The sequence below is a fragment of the Butyrivibrio sp. AE3003 genome, assembly GCF_000686065.1.
Lineage (GTDB): Bacteria > Bacillota > Clostridia > Lachnospirales > Lachnospiraceae > Butyrivibrio > Butyrivibrio hungatei_A.
In genome coordinates, this window is record NZ_JMLX01000001.1 from 1,319,419 (window position 1) to 1,339,678 (window position 20,260).

Consider the following 20,260-nt stretch of genomic DNA (forward strand, 5'->3'; position numbering starts at 1 on the left):
CACTTTATTCCGAGCAGTTCGTTTGCACAGACACTAGGTGGACGGCATACAGCCGTATCTGTGCAGTTCTCGGACGAGCAACATGCTTTTTACATTGAAAAAACATGGGAATGCTGACTTCCCTGAGCAACGTCGAAAGGAAGCATTCCCATGTTTTTGAAATTTTAAAAAGCAGTGCGCAGCCGAACACCAGCAGATACGGCTGTATGCCGTCCACCTAACGCCTGTGCAAACGTAATATTATCCCTTCATTAGATCAAAGATACTAATCTGATTGGAGTCGGGAATATCGCCAAGGAGCCCCATGTCTGCCATCTTGTCGATAACCGCCTGAGGGCACTTTGTTCTTTGTTTAAAGTCGTCCTTTGAAAGGAACGGACCGTCCTTGGCTGCTTCGACGATCTGGTCGGCAGCCTTTTCCCCCATACCATCGATACTGTTAAGCGCCGGCATGATCTTGTCTCCGATAACCTGAAACTCTCTGGACTTAGCCTTAAATATGTCGATGGGAAGAAATTCAATTCCTCTCTCGTACATTTCTTCAACAAGTCTCATATCGCCGTACTCAGCCTGCTGTGCATTTGAAAGCTCATCTTTCCTGTTTTTGTAATCATTCATAACGGCATGAAGGTGGTTCTCGCCCTGGCACATATGCTCATAGTTGAACGCCTTAGCTCTTATACTGAACCACGCAGCATAGAATGCCTGCGGAACATAAACCTTGAAGTATGCGATTCTCCAAGCCATCATAACATAAGCGGCCGCGTGAGCCTTCGGGAACATGTACTTGATCTTTTTACAGGACCAAATATACCAATCGGGCACTCCCGCAGCGATCATGGCTTCTTCCATCTCCGGCTTAAGTCCTTTTCCTTTACGCACGGACTCCATGGTCTTGAAGGAAAGAGACTTATCCATGCCCTTCTGAATGAGATAGATCATGATATCGTCTCGACAGCAGATACATGTATCGATCGTCGCCTTGCCTTCCTGAATAAGCGTCTGCGCATTTCCGAGCCAAACGTCCGTACCGTGTGAAAGTCCCGAAATCCTTATAAGATGGGATAATGACGTAGGTTTGGCATCGATAACCATCTGCATGGCAAAGTCTGTACCGAACTCGGGAAGTCCAAGGCATCCCAGCTTTGTTCCTCCGAGCTGCTCAGGCGTAACGCCAAGAGCGGTCGTATTCATAAACAGACTCATTACATTTTTATCATCCAAAGGAACGAGCTTGGGATCAAGTCCCGTACAATCCTGCAAAAATCTTATCATCGTAGGATCATCGTGTCCCAGAATATCGAGCTTAAGCAGGTTGTGGTCGATTGAGTGATAGTCGTAATGTGTCGTTATCGTTGCGGTTGTCATATCGTTCGCGGGATGCTGAACAGGACAGAATGAGTTGATATCCTCTCCCACCGGCAAAACTATGATTCCACCGGGGTGCTGACCTGTACCTCTTCTGATACCCGTACATCCCTGGACAATTCTGTTAATCTCGCATTTTCTCTTGCTTGAACCGATACCGTCGTAATATTTCTTTACGAAACCGTAAGCCGTCTTATCCGCAAGAGACGCGATTGTTCCGGCTCTGAAAGTCTGTCCGTAGCCAAAGATAACCTCTGTGTACTTGTGGGCCTTTGACTGATACTCACCGGAGAAGTTAAGGTCAATATCGGGCTCCTTGTCTCCCTTGAATCCAAGGAATGTCTCAAACGGGATGTCAAATCCGTCTTTGTACAAAAGAGCTCCGCACTTGGGACACCTCTTATCAGGCATATCACAGCCCGAATTACCGCCGTATTTAAGCACTTCTTCCGAGTCAAAATCGCTGTATTTGCACTTAGGACACACATAATGCGGACTAAGCGAATTAACTTCCGTAATTCCCGATGTAAATGCAACAAAAGAAGATCCTACAGATCCACGAGATCCAACGAGATATCCGTCCTCATTTGACTTCCAAACGAGCTTCTGCGCGATAATATACATAACCGCGAAACCATTCTTGATAATGGAATTAAGCTCTCTTTCAAGACGTTCCTGAACTATCTCGGGAAGATTGTCTCCGTATATCTCATGTGCCTTGTCATAACAGATCTTGGTAAGTATCTCATCACTGTTTTCAATAACAGGCGCGCACTTATCGGGTCGTACCGGCGATATGCTGTCACACATATCAAGGATCATCCTGGTATTTTCTATTACGATTTCTTTTGCCTTGTCACCGCCCAGATAATCGAACTCAGCCATCATCTCATCTGTCGTTCTTAGGAAAAGAGGCGATTCTTCCTCGTCATTCATTCCCTTTCCGGCCATGATGATGGTTCTGTATATCTCATCCTCCGGATTTAGAAAGTGCGCATCACAAGTAGCGACAACAGGCTTATTAAACTGTTCTCCGAGTCTTACTATCTCTTTATTTATATTCTTGATATCATCTTCACTGTTTATATCTTCATATCTCTCGGAGTCGATCATAAAGCGGTTGTTTGCGACAGGCTGAATCTCAAGATAGTCATAGAAATCAACAAGTCTTGCGATCTCTTCGGGAGGTCTTCCTTCTACAACCGCGCCATAAAGTTCGCCCGCACAGCAGGCACTTCCGATGATAAGCCCCTCCCTGTGCTTTATAAGTTCGCTCTTTGGCACAAGCGGAAATCTTCTGAAATAGTCTACATGCGACTCACTTACAAGTGTATAAAGATTAACCCTTCCAAGCGTATTCTTCGCAAGGATAATACAATGATTCGGGCGAAGGTGCCTGATCATCTCCTTTGTGGGCTTTCCGAGTATGTTTACATCCGTAAGTGTCTCTGCCTTCTGTTCTTTTAGCATGGGCACAAATTTATTGAATATAAGCGCCGTACACTCCGCATCATCGACCGCTCTATGGTGATGTTCAAGAACAACTCCCAGAGTCTTTGCGACAGCATCAAGCGTATGCTTTGCCTGAAGCGGGAAAAAATATCTTGAAAGCCACAAAGTATCGACTGTCGTGTAATCTACGTCTATTCCCAGCTCTTTGCAGTTCTGATTGATGAAGCTTATATCAAACCCTACATTATGTCCTACAAGTACCGCATCCTTACAAAATTCAACGAATCGCGGTATTATGACCTCTCTTGTAGGAGCATCGATGACCATGTCATCTGTGATACTTGTAAGCTTAGTGATCCTGTACGGAATCGGAACCTCCGGATTTATAAACTCAGAGAATCTCTCAAGTATCTCGCCGTTTCTTACCTTTACGGCACCGATCTCGATTATTTTATTCTTAATAGGCGAAAAACCTGTCGTCTCAATATCAAATACAACAAAGGTTGTATCCTCGATAGGCTGTCCCTTATCATTTACAACTATCTCCTTAAGGTCATCAACAACATAAGCCTCAACGCCAAGGATCAGTTTAAAGAAATCCTGTCTCTCGATAGGAGGCTCTCCGGCCTCTTTTCTTCTCTTTTTCTCGGCAGAATAAAGATCTTCCCAGACATGATTTGCATCCGTAAGCGCCTGAACAACGCCGTGGTCTGTGATGGCAATTCCGGGCATTCCCCATTTATAGGCCTGTTTAACTATATCTTTAACTTCGGAAACACCGTCCATATCACTCATCTTGGTATGGCAATGAAGTTCAACTCTCTTTACATCCGCTCTGTCGACACGTTTACTTGTAAAATCGGGAATCTTCTTAACTCCCGCAACAGACTGGATAGAAAGTTCATGGTCGAACTTATCGACCGCCGCGATTCCCTTAAGCTTAAGGAATGCGCCCATCTTGATATCTTTGGTTATCTCGGGAACATCCTCCGTCCTTACGAACATCTTTACAGTGATCGAATCAGTAAAGTCGGTTATATCAAAGATAAGAATACTCTTCTCGTTTCTGATATCTCTCTTATCAAAAAGAATTACCTTACCGTGAACACAGACTTCTCCAAGTTCTCCGACAAGATCCGAAAGTCTCATCGTCTCATCGTCAAAGTCTCTTCCGAAAATAACATCAGGATTATCCGACCTCTTGAAGCTTCCGCCAAAATCTCTTTTTCCGCTCCATTTGCCTTTGGAGAATCCGCCTTCTTTTCCGGCAGGCTTTCCTGCAGGCTTTTCGGCGGCACCCTTCTTTGCAGAAGCCGCAGCCTCTTTTGCCGCCTCCTGCTCTTCTTTCTGCTTTTTCTTTTCCTCAGATTTTTGCTCAGCCGCCTCAAGTTTCTTGGCCATCTTAGCAGATTCCGCAGAGTAATCCGGTTCCTCGGTTTCTTTTACAACCTCTATGAATTCGGGAGTTATGGACGCAGAAAGTCCGCATCTTTCATTGATGATCTTAGAAAGAACTCTTACAAGATCGGGCGCTTTCTTCTGTCCAACGACGCTGTCTTCAAGCTGAATAACGATATTTCCGTCCTCAGGATAAAGAAACTGCGCAGAACGAAAAAGACTATATTCCATATGGTCATAGTCTTTTAACTCAAGCTCGATACTGTCTTTGTAAATATCGATAAGATTCTTTGGCGTATACTGCGCCGAGAGAGAAAACTTCTCGTAAATCTTGACCGTAAGATCCTGATTTCCGAAAAACTGCTTCTTAATTCCGGTCTCGGCCTTTAAAATATCCGCCTTATCTATCAGATTTTTGCTTGATATATATACTCTTATAAAATCCTGCTTCCTTGTTGTCGAGACCTTATCGACCACGGTCTGTTCCATGATCTCTTTGGTCTTGGCATCAAGTTTAAGCGTAGGAAAAACCTCAAAAAAACTTTTTGACATCTACTCCCTCACACGGTTATTACCGGTTCCCCAAAAACTTCTTTTACTTCGGATTACTTCCAGTTATCAAGCTCTTCCTTGAGAACGGCAAGAAGTTCATCTTCTTTGACTTTCTTAATGATCTCGCCCTTCTTTATAAGGAGTCCCTCTCCTATTCCGCCGGCAATTCCAAGATCGGCTTCTTTAGCTTCTCCGGGGCCGTTTACAGGGCATCCCATAACAGCGACCTTGATGTTAAGGTTGGGATAGTTCTGAACAAGAGTCTCTGTCTGATTTGCAAGAGAAATAAGATCAATCTTTGTTCTTCCGCATGTAGGGCATGAAATAACTTCTATTCCGCCCTCTCTTATACCGAGAGTTCTGAGAATTGCCTTTGCCGTCTTGATCTCTTCTACGGGATTCCCCGAAAGAGATACTCTTATGGTATCTCCGATTCCCTGATTAAGGATTATTCCAAGTCCCACTGAAGACTTGATATTTCCGCCCCATAAAGTTCCGGCTTCAGTAATTCCCACATGAAGAGGATATCTGCATCTTTCAGCAAGGAGCTCATGTGCCTTTGCACACAGCATGACGTTTGATGACTTGATACTTACAACCATGTTGTCATAACCAAGTTCTTCGATTATACCGATCTTATCAAGAGCGCTCTCTACAAGGCCCTCTGCTGTTACACCGTGATATTTTTCCACAAGATCTTTTTCCAAAGAACCGCTGTTAACGCCTACTCTTATGGGAATATTTCTCTCTTTTGCACAGGAAACGACTGCAGCGATACGGTCCTTTGAGCCGATATTCCCGGGATTGATCCTTATCTTGTCAGCTCCGTTTTCCATGGCCGCAATAGCCATCTTGTAGTCAAAATGAATATCTGCGACAAGAGGAATGCTTATCTGCTTCTTGATCTCTTTTACAGCATCTGCGGCTTCCTGTGTGGGAACGGTACATCTTATGATGTCGCATCCCGCAGCCTCAAGCTCATGAATCTGGGCAACCGTCGCTTTGACATCCTCTGTTCTTGTATTTGTCATAGACTGAATGAGAATAGGATTGCCTCCTCCTATCACTCTGTCGCCTATTTTTATTACTTTAGTATTATCTCTGTATGCCATAATAAGTCTCCTAACAATCATTATCTGGTGAACTTAGCTATATCGTTAAATAACACAAATACCATAAGTGCAATAAGAAGCATCATTCCCACCATGTGAACAATACCTTCTTTCTCGGGCGGAACGGGCTTTCCGAATATAACCTCGATAAACTGGAATACAAGTCTTCCGCCGTCAAGTGCAGGGAAAGGAAGAAGATTCATTACTCCTAGGTTTACGGAAAGAAGTACCGTAAGCGACAGCATCACGACAAAAACAGCCGAAACGCCGTATGGCTTAACTTCTTCATAAGTTTCGTCAACTATCTTGACCATTCCGACAGGTCCCGAAACATCGTCCTTTGAAAGCTTGCCCCTAATCAAAAGTGCAAGACTTCTGTAAGTCGCCTTAAAATTATATCTTACCGTGTACCATGCATACTTAAGCGACTCAGGCCCCTTAACGTCTTTATAATCACCGAGATACACGCCCATATAATAGCGCTTATTTTCATCGCTGTACTTAGGAGTGAGCACGGTCTTCTTAACTTCACCGTTTCTGTCATATACAATGTCCATCGGTGAGCCTTCGGCAAACTGGGAGATAAGCATTACTTCAGATGACATATAAACTTTCTCACCATCAATGCTTATAATCCTGTCACCTGCTTCCATTCCGGCTTCCTGAGCAGCAGAATCTTCAGTAAGTGCCTTTACCGTAGGCAGATCCCATGGAGATAAGTTAACCAGAACAACCGCCAGAATATATGCAATTACAAAGTTTGCAACCGGTCCTCCGAACAAAGTTGCAATCCTGCGCCACACAGGTGCGTGTAAAAAAGAATGTTCGTCATATCCTTCTTTTTCTTCTTCAACGGGATCCATACCGTCAAACACGCAAGCCCCGCCTATAGGAAGAAGCTTTATACTGTATAGAGTTTCTCCTTTTTGTTTCTTCCAAATTGTCGGCCCCATCCCGATAAAGAATTCATTTACACGAATTCCTCCGGACTTAGCGATTATAAAATGTCCGAACTCGTGAGATGCTACCAAAACTCCGAATATTATAAAAAATATTATTATACTTGCTATCATTATCTATCCTCAAATTCCGTATTTTGTACCGAGGAAGTCATATGTTTCTTTCTCGGCATCAAGTATTGCCGCCACATCGGGATTCTCGATCTTATTGTGATGTGTCATGGCTTCTTCTATCATATCGTATATTTCAAGGTATCTGATATCACCCTTTAAAAATCTGCGAACTGCCATCTCATTTGCCGCATTAAATACAGTCGGCATGCTACCTCCCGCATATGCGGAATCAAACGCAAGCTTAAGCCCCCTGAAAGTATCCGTATCGGGCTTTTCAAAAGTAAGGCTACCCAGTTCAAATAGATCAAGCCTCTTTTCCGCCATAGGACGTCTGTCCGGGTAAAAAAGCGCATACTGAATCGGGAGTTTCATATCAGGAACTCCGAGCTGCGCGATAACAGCGCCGTCTACATACTGAACAGCACTGTGAACTATACTCTGCGGATGAACCAGAACCTCGATATTATCAAGACTCACATCAAAAAGCCATCTTGCTTCCATAACTTCAAGCCCCTTATTTACAAGAGACGATGAATCTATTGTTACCTTGGGTCCCATATCCCAGTTAGGATGTTTCAAGGCATCCGCTGCAGTCATTGCTGCAAGTTCTTCTCTCTTCTTTCCTCTGAAAGGTCCTCCGCTTGCGGTAAGAAGAATCTTCTCAACCTTATCTTTCGGCTGTCCCACAAGAGACTGGAATATAGCGCTGTGCTCGCTGTCTACGGGAAGAATCTGTACATTCTTCTCCTTGGCAAGCGGCATAATGATATGTCCTGCGCATACCAAAGTCTCCTTGTTTGCAAGTGCAATGTCCTTGCCACACTCAATCGCCTTTATAGTGGGTCTTATTCCGATCATTCCTACAACTGCCGTAAGAACAGTATCCGCTTCGGGAACGGAAACCATCTCAAGAAGTCCGTCCATTCCCGACATAACCTTAATTCCGGTATCCGCGATCTTCTCAGCTAGCTCTTTGGCCGCTTCGGGATCAAACATGCAAACGTACTTGGGATTAAATTCCCTCACCTGCCGTTCTACTTCATTAACTCTCTTATTTGCCGCAAGTCCCACAACTTTAAGTTCATCTTTATTATTTCTTACAACATCAAGAGTCTGTGTTCCTATAGACCCTGTGGATCCAAGTAATACTATACTACGCATTTTTTCTCCTATAATAAACGAATGGATTTTATCGCATTAAATCAAATATTTTCTATCAACGAACAAAGAGCCGCTTTGATATCCTGCGACTCTCTGATGTCTTCTTATTCAATAAGCGGCACTAATACTGCGGCCAAAAAATATACACAAGGTATTACGAATATTACACTGTCAAAACGATCCATAATACCGCCGTGTCCCGGAATAACATTTCCATAATCCTTGATCTTATGATCTCTCTTTATTCCGGATGCAAGAAGGTCGCCCAACTGCCCGATTATACTTCCGACAAAAGTGATGATTATCATCACCAAAAGGAATTCGATACTATATATCTTTCTAAGATAAATTACAAAACCAATAACGAATCCGACAACAACCGAGCCGATAACGCCACCTATAGCGCCTTCAATCGTCTTCTTAGGTGAAAGCTCGGGTGCAAGCTTGTGCTTACCAAATGCTCTTCCGGAAAAATATGCACATGTATCGCACACCCAGGCAATAAAAGGAACCCAGGCAAAAATCCATCCATAATCGGGACGAATTCTCAAAAGAAATACAAAAGACATATTTACAGGAGCATAAACAAAGCTAAAAAATGCCGACATTGCCTGCGTTGATGTAAACCTTGGGAATGTCAGAACATAACATGCCATTATTAAGAAAAAAGCAAACATCAAAGAAAAAATATAATACCTGTAATCTCTTATCATTATCATTTGAAGATAATGCACTACTATCGATATGTATCCGCATATTTCAAGCGGATTATATTTGGTTCCGCAGTCATGGACTCCGGTAGCTTTTGTAAGTTCGTTATAACTGATAAGTGAAACAGCAAACAAAACTGCTGCCAGAAAATACCCCCCGGAAATCAGAACCGCTGCCAGCACAACGGCAATAACGATTCCGCTAATCACTCTCGTTTTCAATACACTAACCCCGCCTATTCATTCAATTCCATTGGGATCACAGTACACTGTACTAAATCTGATCCTGCTTGAGACCTCCGAATTTACGGTTTCTGTTTCCATATGCTTCCACTGCTTTTTCAAGCTCGGCCTTATTAAAATCAGGCCATGCCACAGGAGTAAAATAGAACTCCGTGTAAGCGAGCTGCCACAATAAGAAGTTTGATACTCTCTGCTCGTTGCAGGTCCTTATCAAAAGATCCGGATCGGGCATATATTCGGTATCAAGATTGGAAGCTATCATTTCTTCTGTAATATCAGAGGGATCAAGTTCTCCATTTTTTACCTTGTCTGCAAGTTTGATAAAGGATCTTCTGATCTCGTCTCTGCTTCCGTAATTGATAGCAATTGTAAATGTAAGTCCGGTATTTTCTGCGGTTGTCTTCTCAAGATTCTCGATTGCCTCGATGATATCCTTTGCGAGAAGACTTCTGTCGCCGATAACACGGCATCTCACATTGTTTTTCATTGACTTCTTTATACTTGTCTTAAGGTAATTACGAAGGAGCATCATGAGAGCAGAAACCTCTGCCTCAGGGCGACTCCAGTTTTCTGTCGAAAAAGCATAAACCGTAAGATACTTGATGCCCATATCCTTGGCATCATACAAAATATCCTCAACAGCCTTTGCCCCCTGCAAATGTCCGGCATTTCTGGGAAGACCCTTTGCCTTGGCCCATCTTCCGTTTCCGTCCAGAATTATCGCAACATGTGCAGGTATATTTTTATTTTCTTCCATAACTAAATTTCCTATTTACGGGAAATCACACTGTCATGACTTCCTTGTTCTTATCTTCTACAGCAGCATCAATATCCTTGATAAACTTATCTGTTACCTTCTGAAGTTCATCATTAAGATCGTTGATCTCATCCTCGGATACATCTGAGCCCTTAAGCTTCTTAAGAGCATCGTTGCCGTCACGTCTTACGTTTCTGACTGCAACCTTGGCATCTTCACCCTTCTTGCGTATATCCTTTGCAAGCTGTTTTCTTCTCTCCTCTGTAAGCTCAGGGAAAACAAGTCTGATAACAGCACCATCGTTGCTTGGAGTAATTCCAAGATCAGATGTCATGATTGCTTTCTCGATATCCTTAATAAGTGTCTTATCCCAAGGTGCGATCTGAATGATACGCGCTTCGGGAACTGATACGTTACCAACCTGCTGAAGAGGTGTAGGTGTTCCGTAATAATCAACCTTTATCTTATCAAGCACGTGGGGATTGGCTCTTCCGGCACGGATAGAAGCCAGCTCCTCCTTGAGAAAATCATAAGACTTCTGCATCTTATCACTGTATTCTTTAATTCTTTCGTTCATATTATGCCTCCGTTATTTCATTAGACCAAAACGTCAAACAGTAACTGTTGTACCGTTAAAGTTGCCGCTGGCGGCGTTTACAATACTTTTTTCCTCCTGAAGAGCAAATACTCTCATAGGAATCTTGTTATCTCTTACCATTATCGAAGCTGTCATATCAACAACCTGCAGATTCCGGGCAATAACTTCATCGATAGAAATCTCGGTATATCTCTTTGCATCCGGATTCTTGGCAGGATCGCTGTCATATACACCGTCAATAGCCTTGGCAAGTAATATATAATCCGCTTCTACCTCGATCGCACGAAGCGCAACACCCGTATCCGTTGAGAAATAGGGATGTCCCGTACCGCCGGCAAAGAATACCACCATTCCCTTTGCGAAATATTTGTTTGCTCTGTCTTTGGAAAAGAGCTTGGTAAATGAGCCACATTCAAAAGGAGTCAGTATATTTGTCATCATTCCTTCACTTCTGAAAATCTCAGAAACATAGATGCAGTTCATTATGGTTGCAAGCATACCGATCTGATCCGCTTTTACACGGTCGATATTTTCGCTGGTTCTTCCTCTCCAGAAATTACCGCCTCCGATAACGATTCCAACCTCTGTTCCTTTCTCGGTAAGTTCTTTGACCTGAAGAGCAACCTTTCTGACAGTTTCCTCATCAAATCCTGTCTTCTTGTCGCCTGCGAGTGCTTCACCACTTAGTTTTAATAATATTCTCATAATCTCTCCAAATACTTATACTACTTATCTGTTTTTAAGTCCCTCGAAGAACTCTGAAGGATTTACATCAGCATATGCCTGTGAGCACATACCTTCAATAACCGCTCCGTTATTGATCTGCACTGACTGAGACTTGATGTTACCCATAACAATTGCAGTTGTATCAAGTACAACCGGTCCGTGAACGTCGATATCGCCCTTAACGGCACCTGCGATAACAGCACTTGAACCGAAGATGTTTCCAACGATAACGGTACTCTGTCCAACCTTTACACTGCCCTTACTCTTAACCTCACCTGTAATTCTTGCTGACTCTGCATAGATCTCAGCTGCATCTGAATCACCTGTGATCTCACCTGTAACATTAAGCTTTCCAAGGCACTTTACATTACCGTTGATCTTACCGATAAGATCAAGAGAACCTGTTGTCTGCAAATCTCCCGTAAGTATCATTCCTTCTGTAATGCTGGCAGTTTCATCTGTAGGTGTCTGCTGATCAAATTCCATAGTTTCTTCTCCCCCGTTATTAGTATTTTTATCTGTAGCATTGCTCTCTGCAATGTACTCGTCGATATTAGAATTATTGATTGCCTCAAGCGCGCTCATCGGCTCACCCTCTTTTACCTCTGACGCCGTCTGTGCTTCGATAAGCTGTTCAAGCGCACGCTCTTCACTTATCTCTTCAGTCTGTTCCTCAGAAGCCCCTTCATTTAAATTTTCATTGTCGGAAGTTTCCGCATCGGTATTTTCTTCCTCCGCGCCTGCTCCCGTTTCTTCAGAATTATCAAGAGTCTGCTCCGACTCTTCAGATAAACCCTCTTCCTTGTTCACCACATCATCAAGCTTGATTTCATCAAGACGATCAAGCATACTGTCAAGATCGACATCTTCCGGTCTTACAGTTCCCCCATCAACACTTTCCTTATCAAGAGCCCTTGTTTCGTCAGCCTTATCATCAGGCATGAGTGTGTTAACTGCTTGGGATAAATCGCTCTTTAGCTCAGAAAAAAATCCCATTGTTTCTCCTCCGTTCACTTTTTCTTGTTAATACTTTTATTTGATATGTTGAACCGGTAACGTATTATCTGTTATCGGAACTATCACGGTATCATCCATAGCCTTGATATCTCTTATGATATCAGGCAAAGCGTCAACGGTACTACGCTTGTCTGCAGCGTCATGCATTAACACGATGCAGTGTTTGAATTTTGGGACATTATCTACTATATTAGCATAAATCGACTCTTTGGTGTTGCCCGCTTTGTCATCTTTCGCAGAAATATTCCAATCATAGAAAGTGGCATCGGTTCCTTCCAAAAAATTCTCAAGCTCCTTGATATCAACCTTACTGACAGCATTGGAACTTCCTCCGGGAAATCTGTAATACTTGGCCCAGACCCCCGTGGTCTCATATAAAAATATTCTTAGTTTGTCAAAATCCTCTTTAAATGAATCCAGAGATGAGTAAATCTCACCGTATTTGTGGCTGTAAGAATGCATTCCCAGCGTATGCCCTTCATCGACTATCCTCTTATAGGCATCAACATACTTGGCATCGGGTTTTCCGCACACAAAAAAAGTGGCCTTTACATCATTCTCTTTTAAAATATCCAATATCTCTTCGGTATAAATACTGGGACCGTCATCGAAAGTAAGATATACATATCTTGTACCCTCGATATCCTCGGGATTAAGAGCTCCGCTGGTATCTACATCGGCATAATCCTGCTCAAAGCCTCCCGTCTCGGCATCCGGAACATTATCTTCATTAACATCCGGTTGCACGGCCGAAAGTATTGAAAGCTCGCTTCCATACCTCTGTCTGTACCATTCAAGATCTGCAGTGCTCTGTTTATACTTGGCATTTAACCTGTCATACCTTACTGAAAGAATAACACAGATACACGTGGGAATCAGACACGCCGCTACAACGGTTATCACAATCCCCCTGCGAAGACGTTTTATCTTTTTACTATATACTTTCTTCTTACGACTCCTATCCAACATCCGTGTGTGTCTCTTTCATACCGTAAATGTATAACCAGTGAATAGTATAGCATATAAACGCCGCCGCAAAAAGAGAAAAAATAAGAGCCTCCCAATAAATGAAAGGCTCTTTGTTATCATATTTTATTGAATTCTTCCGCGATTGCGTCGAGGAATTCTTCGCTTCCAAGTTTTACAGGATTGGGAAGTGATGTTATAAGCGCCAGATCACCTGTCATGCGGCCGGACTCGATAACTGAAAGTGTTGCCTTCTCCATCTTGTCAGCCCATGCCATAAGCTCAGCAATTCCATCAAGTTCTCCTCTCTTACGAAGAGCACCTGTCCATGCAAAAATCGTAGCAACAGGATTTGTTGATGTAGGCTCACCCTTTAAGTACTTGTAGTAATGTCTCTGTACAGTTCCATGAGCAGCCTCATACTCATATACACCTGTAGGTGATACGAGAACAGATGTCATCATTGCAAGTGAACCGAACGCAGATGATACCATATCACTCATAACGTCTCCGTCATAGTTCTTACATGCCCAGATGAATCCACCCTTAGACTTCATAACACGTGCAACCGCATCATCGATAAGTGTGTAGAAATATGTGATACCGGCTTTTTCGAAATCAGCCTTGAACTCATTTTCAAATATCTCATCAAAGATTTCTCTGAATCTTCTGTCGTAAGTCTTGCTGATAGTATCCTTTGTACCGAGCCAAAGTTCTTTCTTCTCGGCAAGTGCATACTTAAAGCAGGCTCTTGCAAAGCTTCTGATAGAAGCATCTTTATTGTGAATACCCTGGATGATTCCGGGCTCGTTAAACTCGTGAATTGTCTCTCTGATCTCTTTTCCGTCGGCACCTGTAAATACAAGCTCTGCCTTACCTGCACCGGGAACTCTTATCTCAACGTTCTTATAAACATCGCCGTAAGCGTGTCTTGCAAGTGTAATGGGCTGCTCCCATGTTCTTACGTTGGGCTCGATTCCCTTAACCATGATAGGTGTACGGAAAACTGTTCCGTCGAGGATCGCTCTGATTGTTCCGTTAGGGCTCTTCCACATCTTCTTGAGCTTATACTCAGTCATTCTCTCGTTATTGGGAGTTATTGTAGCACACTTAACGGCAACACCGTATTTAAGTGTAGCATTTGCACTGTCTACAGTAACCTGATCGTCAGTCTCATCTCTATATTCAAGTCCAAGATCATAATATTCGCTCTTAAGATCAATATATGGAAGAATAAGCTTATCCTTGATCATCTTCCATAAAACTCTGGTCATCTCATCGCCATCCATCTCAACGATGGGGGTAGTCATCTGAATTTTTGCCATGTTCGCCTTTCCTTTCAATCAATTTAATTATTCAAACATTTCAAGAAGTCCCTTGTCCACCATATTCTCATATGCATTGATCATATGCTGGTTTGCAAGTTCCTCCGCTTTATCAGGATTATTCTCCTTAATGGCTTCCATTATATATTTGTGCTCAACATTGGAAACCGCACCTCTGCTGCTTGAAAGAGTCTTCTGTCTTACTCTCCATACATACTGGTGATAATCCTTAAGAAGATGCTCAAGCATCTTTGAATTGCATGCTTCATACAAAATATTGTGGAAACGGTTGTCGAGTTCAGCCATCTGCTCCATATGACCTCTTGCAGCATGGAACTCCGCAAGATATATGTTCTCTTCCATTTCCTCAAGCTGTTCTTGTGTGATATTCTCACAAGCCCATCTGGCGCAGAGTCCTTCGAGCTTTGATCTTATCATGTAGATATCTTCTATATCCTTGACTTTGATTCCCGTAACATAAGCGCCCCTGTTGGGAATTATCTGAATAAGTCCCTCAAGTTCAAGCTGCCTGAAAGCCTCTCTTACGGGGGTTCTGCTGACGCCAAGTTCCTGACCGATGGCAACTTCCTTAAGTTCCTCATGGTCCTTATACTTTCCGTTCAGAATGTCCTCACGAATTCTGTGAAACACTCTTCCTCTCAGGGAATACTTGTCCGTAACTTCATGTTTTAAGTCTTGATTTTCCATATTTTCCCTCATTATTTTGAGATTTCGGTAATTTCTCCATCCTTGATAACAACGCCAAGCTCATCACTTACTTTGCCAATTTCTCTTACAAGCTCATCATCGGTCATAACTGTAACTCTGCCGCCCGCATACTCGCTGTCAACCCACTCTTTGATCTTTGTAACGATGGGTGAAGTCTTAGAAAGAGCATGCTCTTCTTTAAGCTTGTAATGTATATTGATCCAGTGAGCAATTCCCGCAAGTCCCGATGTATTGGAAACCGCACTTACAGGCGGTCTGCCCAGAAACTTATCCGTATCAAAAATGTTGTAGATCTCCTCGTTTTTCAAAAGACCGTCCGCATGGATACCTGCTCTTGTAACATTAAAGTTCTTTCCTACAAAAGGTGTATTTGCAGGAACCGTAAATCCGATCTCTTTTTCATAATACTCGGCAAGTTCTGTTATTACCTGAGTATTCATGCCGTTGAGTGTGCCCTTAAGCTGTGCATACTCAAATACCATAGCTTCAAGAGGTGTATTACCTGTTCTCTCACCGATTCCGAAAAGAGATGTATTAACGGATGAACATCCGTAGAGCCATGCTGTTGTCGAATTGGTAACAGCCTTATAGAAATCGTTGTGTCCGTGCCACTCAATGAGTTCGCAGGGAACTCCGGCATTTGTATTTATCGCATAAATGATTCCCTGTACACTTCTGGGAATAACCGCACCGGAGAAGTTAACTCCGTATCCCATTGTATCGCAGGCGCGGATCTTAACGGGAATTCCGTACTCATCCTTGAGCTTCATAAGCTCTACGCAGAACGGAACAACAAATCCGTAAATATCTGCTCTTGTAATATCTTCGAGATGGCATCTGGGGCTGATTCCCGCCTCAAGACACGATCTTACCACACTGAGATAATGATCGAGTGCCTGTCTCCTTGTCATCTTAAGCTTTAAGAAAATGTGATAATCCGAGCAAGAAACGAGAATTCCCGTTTCCTTCATTCCTATCTCTTTTACAAGCTTAAAATCTTCTTCGCTTGCTCTGATCCAGCTTGTAACTTCAGGGAATTTGTAGCCTCTCTCCATACACTTATAAACCGCATCACGGTCGCTCTTACTGTATAAAAAGAACTCACTCTGCCTGATCATTCCGTTCGGACCGCCAAGTTCGTGAAGCTTGTCATATATGGTAACAATCTGCTCTGTGGTATACGGCGCCCTTGACTGCTGCCCGTCACGGAAAGTAGTATCCGTTATCCATATATCCTTTGGCATATTATGAGGAACGATCCTGTCATTGAATGGAATCTTGGGAATCTCCTCATAAGGAAACATATTTCTGAAAACATTTGGCTTTTCCACGTCGTCAAGAATGTACATATGCTCTTCAATCTGGAGCAGATTATTCTTGTCATTCATAGTAACCGGTCTGTTCTGAAATGCACTTGTATCGTTCATAGTAAAGTAAACCTCTCTCATATAAACAAATAGCTAACCTCGTATAATTGTATACAATCATACGAGGAGTGTCAAGGCGCGTATTTAAGCAGATTTTTTCATTCCGGTTGATGTTTTTTCATCAATAATCTTATATGACAGAAATAACTTCTCTCTTTGGTTTGTCACATGGACGTATGTTTTCGACAATGCATACAGGGAATTCCACATCATACTGTTTGACATACTCTTTATCAACGGTTCCGGTTATTTCCACCCAGTCATAGTTTTCAATTGAATCGCTGCCGCTGTAGTGGCAGATTATACCAAACAATGAAATATCCTGCTCGCAGCATGTCATTGCAAATCTGCCGGCAAGGAATATGTCTTTTCCCTCTTCTTTTGCCTTCATTATCTGAGACGTAAATACTATCTTTTTGCCAAGATATCTGTCGAGATTGTCCAGACTGTCCAGATAAAATACAGAAAATTTGTCGTCCCTTACATCAATTACCGCATCATCAAGCGAATAAGGAAGATCGTCTTCGAATTTCTGAAGGATGTCCTCTCCGTGCTTATCCTTGCAAACTATGTTAAGACTGGGATTTACAGCCTTAACGCTTCGTCTGTAAGATGCCATCTTGTCCATAACGTCATCACAATTATTAAAGATCGTAAGATACGCTTTTCTAACGTGCTCAGACATAAAAGATTTCATGTTTGCCGCAAAGATCTCAAACGTAGAAGCATCTATTATTACAATTTCCATGATATCGTCCCAGTGTTCCGGAAATACAAGGTTCTTGCGATCCCACATTCCGTTAAACTCAACGATTATTCTTTCGGGCATGACTTCTTTTTCAAATTCAACGATATGCCCGGTATCAAAGTCTTCCTCATTCTCAATCTTCTTTACGGTAACTTTCAGATGATTCAAAAGATAATCATCATATTCAACTTCGCCTTCTTCGCATTGAATAAGAAGTGTTTTTCCTTTTATCTCAAAATAATCTTCCTCAAGAAGATCTTGTATGAAGGTTGTTTTTCCTGCATCCAGAAATCCGTTTACGAAATATACTTTCCCCAATTTTTTATCCGCCTTATTATTATGTCATTTTTATTAGCAATATATCTGGCAAGAACGCATAGTCTCAAGCGCCGCAAGGTGCTTTTGGACCGTTACACCCGCGCAGCAGTCCTTATCTACGCTGATTTTAAGCTCAGGCATATTTGCTTTGAGTAAAAGAGCATTTGAAACAACGCAAATATCGGTGCAAAGTCCGATAAGCTCTACTTCAATCTCCTCTTTTTCATATATATCTTTTATTGCCTTCACAAGATCAACAGAACCGAAAGTAGGCTTATTTATAAATGTTGCGCCCTCAACTTCTGCGGCAACGGTCTTATCAAGCTCCCACCCTTCGGTATTTTCAATACAGTGAACTACCGGAAGATTCTTTCCTTCCTGAGTGTCCATGTAGTTCTCCTGATGAGTATCTCTTGTGACAAAAATATCCTTTTTGTCGTATTTCCTTATCTTCTCAACAACGGCGGGAACTATTGCTACCGCTTCCTTTGTTCCGAGCGCCCCATCGACAAAATCCTTTTGCATGTCAACAACAACAAGTATTTTTCTCATATCAATTTCCTCTTTTCCTTTAAAACACTATATAGTCCCGGCATTTGAGGTCGCGACAATATCACTCCCCGTATCCGCAACATTTTTTATTATAACATCTCCGATCGAAACAGGGGCATTCGCATGGCTTTTATTGATCTCATCCATAACGGCAAAAATCTTATCCTTCGGAACATCGCTGTTTGTCTTAACAGAAACCCTGCTCCTGTCTCCTCCCGTAACTTTCACGGTACTTGTAACTATCCTCGTGGGATTTACAACTTCTTTCCTCGCATAAATATCGCCTTTTTGACAGGTGTTTCCGGACACCGAAACTACTTCGTCGTTCTCAAGCTCTACAGTCAGAAAACATCCCATCGGACAACCTATACATGTAAGTTCCCTTTTCTCCATAGTCATAGCCTCCGTATTATTTTAATGAAAAACGTCTCCCTGTACTTATTATACAGAGAGACGTCAATATTTTGATCTTTTTATTCAGTTTGCATATCTTTGAGCTTATTTGCCTGCATGAATATTTCGCCCAGAATTCCCTTAAACTCATCAAATTTCTCTACAGCATCATCCGAAGATTTAACACCCTGATTGGAAAGAGAAGCAACTTCTTCACTGGTTGCGGACAGATTAGAGATGGAATCGTTGATCTCAGTAGTAGAAGTTGCGATTGACTTCATACCTTCTCCGATTTCCTCGAATCTTGAAAGCATTTCGGTTACGTTTACATTGATGCTGTCGAAATTTTCGCCCACTGTGCGGATCATCTCATTCTGCTCCGATACGCTGTTTACCGTATCATCAATGCTTGCCATCGCTTTCTGAACATCCTCGACAAGCTCGGTAATAATGCCTTTTATCTCATTTGAAGCCGTATTTGTTTCTTCCGCAAGTTCACGAACATCATTTGCAACAACCGCAAATCCTTTACCGGCGTCTCCCGCTCTTGCCGCCTCTATGCTCGCGTTAAGTGCAAGTAAGTTTGTCTGCTTTGAAATAGACATGATCGATCCGACAATTTTCTGTACTTCCTGAACCTTGTTGATAACGGCCTGAGTAGCTTCAACAGTAACTTTACTTGCTTTTTCAACATTGGCCGATTTTTCTTTCAACTCGGAAATGACCTGTACACCTTCCTTGACAGTCTTCTGTGTGCTCTCGGAAGCCTCGGTCATCTCTTTTCTGTGAGTCTCTGTTGCCTCAGTCTCTTCCTGAATCTGCTGAACCTTCTGCGCCTGCTTGGTCACGGACTGTGCCGTACTCTCCATGCTGCTTGCGATATCCTGCATTCCCGAATGCTGGGCATCCATGATATTCTGAAGATCAACCATATCTCCCTGAGATTTATTAAAAAGATCCGTGATCGCATTTGCAATGTCTGCCATTGCATTACCCGTCTCAAGCGTCTTTTCGGCATTCTCGGTAATCTTGGCATTATTCTCTTCATTAAATAAAGTAAGGAGTGTAACCGTGCACAAGCTCGCAATAAACGCAAGTCCCAGCGTGATACCGGCCGGAATCAACTCAAGATTGAACTTTCCTGTTAACACGGTATTTTTTATACAGGTGATAATAAAAGAAATTATTATTGCACTTATTCCGAATTTACAAAGGCGAACATTAAGATAAATAATACTGCAGATAAGTATCGGAAGTCCGAACGCAAAGTATATCAGTGACTCCTCCGCAATAAGAATCACAAAATAGAATATGGTTGCTCCGCCCATTATCATGATGGAACCCTTCTTTTCATACGGATACTTGTAATTTCCAAAAGCACATATTCCCGCACAGAAGAAAGCGTCGATGATAATTGATATTCTGCCTACGGTCGCACCGTATTGGAATAAAGAAAAAACTGTGAGTAAAAGACCGCTCAATATGATGATGATTGTTACGTAAAAACTGTTATTATTAGCTCTCTTATACTGTTCAGAATTCATAAAATATCCCTTTCACATACAATCTCATTGTTTTAGTCGACACACTAAAATTGTAACATGAAAGGGATTTGAATAACGTTTTTTCGAATAT

General features: G+C 42.4%; 17 protein-coding genes. All 17 read right to left on the minus strand.

What is annotated here, in order from left to right; genetic code table 11:
• Nucleotides 1-240 precede the first annotated feature (240 nt).
• Nucleotides 241-4,770 carry a PolC-type DNA polymerase III gene (locus CD00_RS17480; RefSeq protein ID WP_034462004.1) on the minus strand — a complete coding sequence of 1,510 codons (4,530 nt, stop codon included), beginning with the start codon at nt 4,768-4,770 and terminating at the stop codon, nt 241-243.
• A 53-nt stretch (nt 4,771-4,823) separates the two neighbouring features.
• Nucleotides 4,824-5,882 carry a flavodoxin-dependent (E)-4-hydroxy-3-methylbut-2-enyl-diphosphate synthase gene (gene ispG, locus CD00_RS0106325; RefSeq protein ID WP_026655187.1) on the minus strand — a complete coding sequence of 353 codons (1,059 nt, stop codon included), beginning with the start codon at nt 5,880-5,882 and terminating at the stop codon, nt 4,824-4,826.
• 20 nt (nt 5,883-5,902) lie between these two features.
• A complete protein-coding gene (gene rseP / locus CD00_RS0106330) occupies nt 5,903-6,955 on the minus strand; it encodes an RIP metalloprotease RseP (RefSeq protein WP_026655188.1) in 1,053 nt (350 codons plus the stop codon).
• Nucleotides 6,956-6,964: 9 nt separating this feature from the next.
• Nucleotides 6,965-8,116: a 1-deoxy-D-xylulose-5-phosphate reductoisomerase gene (locus tag CD00_RS0106335; RefSeq protein ID WP_026655189.1), complete on the minus strand. Its 1,152-nt coding sequence runs from the start codon at nt 8,114-8,116 to the stop codon at nt 6,965-6,967.
• A 104-nt stretch (nt 8,117-8,220) separates the two neighbouring features.
• Nucleotides 8,221-9,048: a phosphatidate cytidylyltransferase gene (locus CD00_RS0106340; RefSeq protein WP_026655190.1), complete on the minus strand. Its 828-nt coding sequence runs from the start codon at nt 9,046-9,048 to the stop codon at nt 8,221-8,223.
• A gap of 52 nt (nt 9,049-9,100) precedes the next feature.
• On the minus strand, nt 9,101-9,826 hold the full coding sequence (locus CD00_RS0106345) for an isoprenyl transferase (RefSeq protein ID WP_026655192.1): 726 nt from the start codon (nt 9,824-9,826) through the stop codon (nt 9,101-9,103).
• Between the two features lie 25 nt (nt 9,827-9,851).
• A complete protein-coding gene (frr, locus tag CD00_RS0106350) occupies nt 9,852-10,403 on the minus strand; it encodes a ribosome recycling factor (protein ID WP_026655193.1) in 552 nt (183 codons plus the stop codon).
• A gap of 33 nt (nt 10,404-10,436) precedes the next feature.
• Nucleotides 10,437-11,129, minus strand: a complete 693-nt coding sequence (pyrH, locus tag CD00_RS0106355) for a UMP kinase (protein WP_034462008.1) — start codon at nt 11,127-11,129, stop codon at nt 10,437-10,439.
• A gap of 24 nt (nt 11,130-11,153) precedes the next feature.
• A complete protein-coding gene (locus CD00_RS0106360; RefSeq protein WP_026655195.1) occupies nt 11,154-12,146 on the minus strand; it encodes a polymer-forming cytoskeletal protein in 993 nt (330 codons plus the stop codon).
• 36 nt (nt 12,147-12,182) lie between these two features.
• Complete coding sequence (locus tag CD00_RS0106365; protein WP_026655196.1) at nt 12,183-13,136, minus strand: polysaccharide deacetylase family protein; 954 nt, start codon at nt 13,134-13,136, stop codon at nt 12,183-12,185.
• Nucleotides 13,137-13,252: 116 nt separating this feature from the next.
• The gene (locus CD00_RS0106370) at nt 13,253-14,458 is read right to left on the minus strand and encodes an NADP-dependent isocitrate dehydrogenase (protein WP_026655197.1); all 1,206 of its coding nucleotides are present in this window, start codon (nt 14,456-14,458) and stop codon (nt 13,253-13,255) included.
• Between the two features lie 27 nt (nt 14,459-14,485).
• Complete coding sequence (locus tag CD00_RS0106375) at nt 14,486-15,166, minus strand: GntR family transcriptional regulator (protein WP_026655198.1); 681 nt, start codon at nt 15,164-15,166, stop codon at nt 14,486-14,488.
• Between the two features lie 11 nt (nt 15,167-15,177).
• Entirely contained in the window at nt 15,178-16,614 is a 1,437-nt protein-coding gene (locus CD00_RS0106380; protein ID WP_026655200.1) for a hypothetical protein, read from the minus strand.
• Nucleotides 16,615-16,744: 130 nt separating this feature from the next.
• Nucleotides 16,745-17,680, minus strand: coding sequence for a TIGR03943 family putative permease subunit (locus CD00_RS0106385; RefSeq protein WP_026655201.1), 936 nt, complete (start codon nt 17,678-17,680; stop codon nt 16,745-16,747).
• 33 nt (nt 17,681-17,713) lie between these two features.
• Entirely contained in the window at nt 17,714-18,232 is a 519-nt protein-coding gene (locus tag CD00_RS0106390; RefSeq protein WP_026655202.1) for a cysteine hydrolase family protein, read from the minus strand.
• Nucleotides 18,233-18,259: 27 nt separating this feature from the next.
• Nucleotides 18,260-18,625: a DUF1667 domain-containing protein gene (locus tag CD00_RS0106395; protein WP_026655203.1), complete on the minus strand. Its 366-nt coding sequence runs from the start codon at nt 18,623-18,625 to the stop codon at nt 18,260-18,262.
• Nucleotides 18,626-18,705: 80 nt separating this feature from the next.
• Nucleotides 18,706-20,169, minus strand: a complete 1,464-nt coding sequence (locus tag CD00_RS19205) for a methyl-accepting chemotaxis protein (RefSeq protein ID WP_026655204.1) — start codon at nt 20,167-20,169, stop codon at nt 18,706-18,708.
• Between the last annotated feature and the right edge of the window lie 91 nt (nt 20,170-20,260).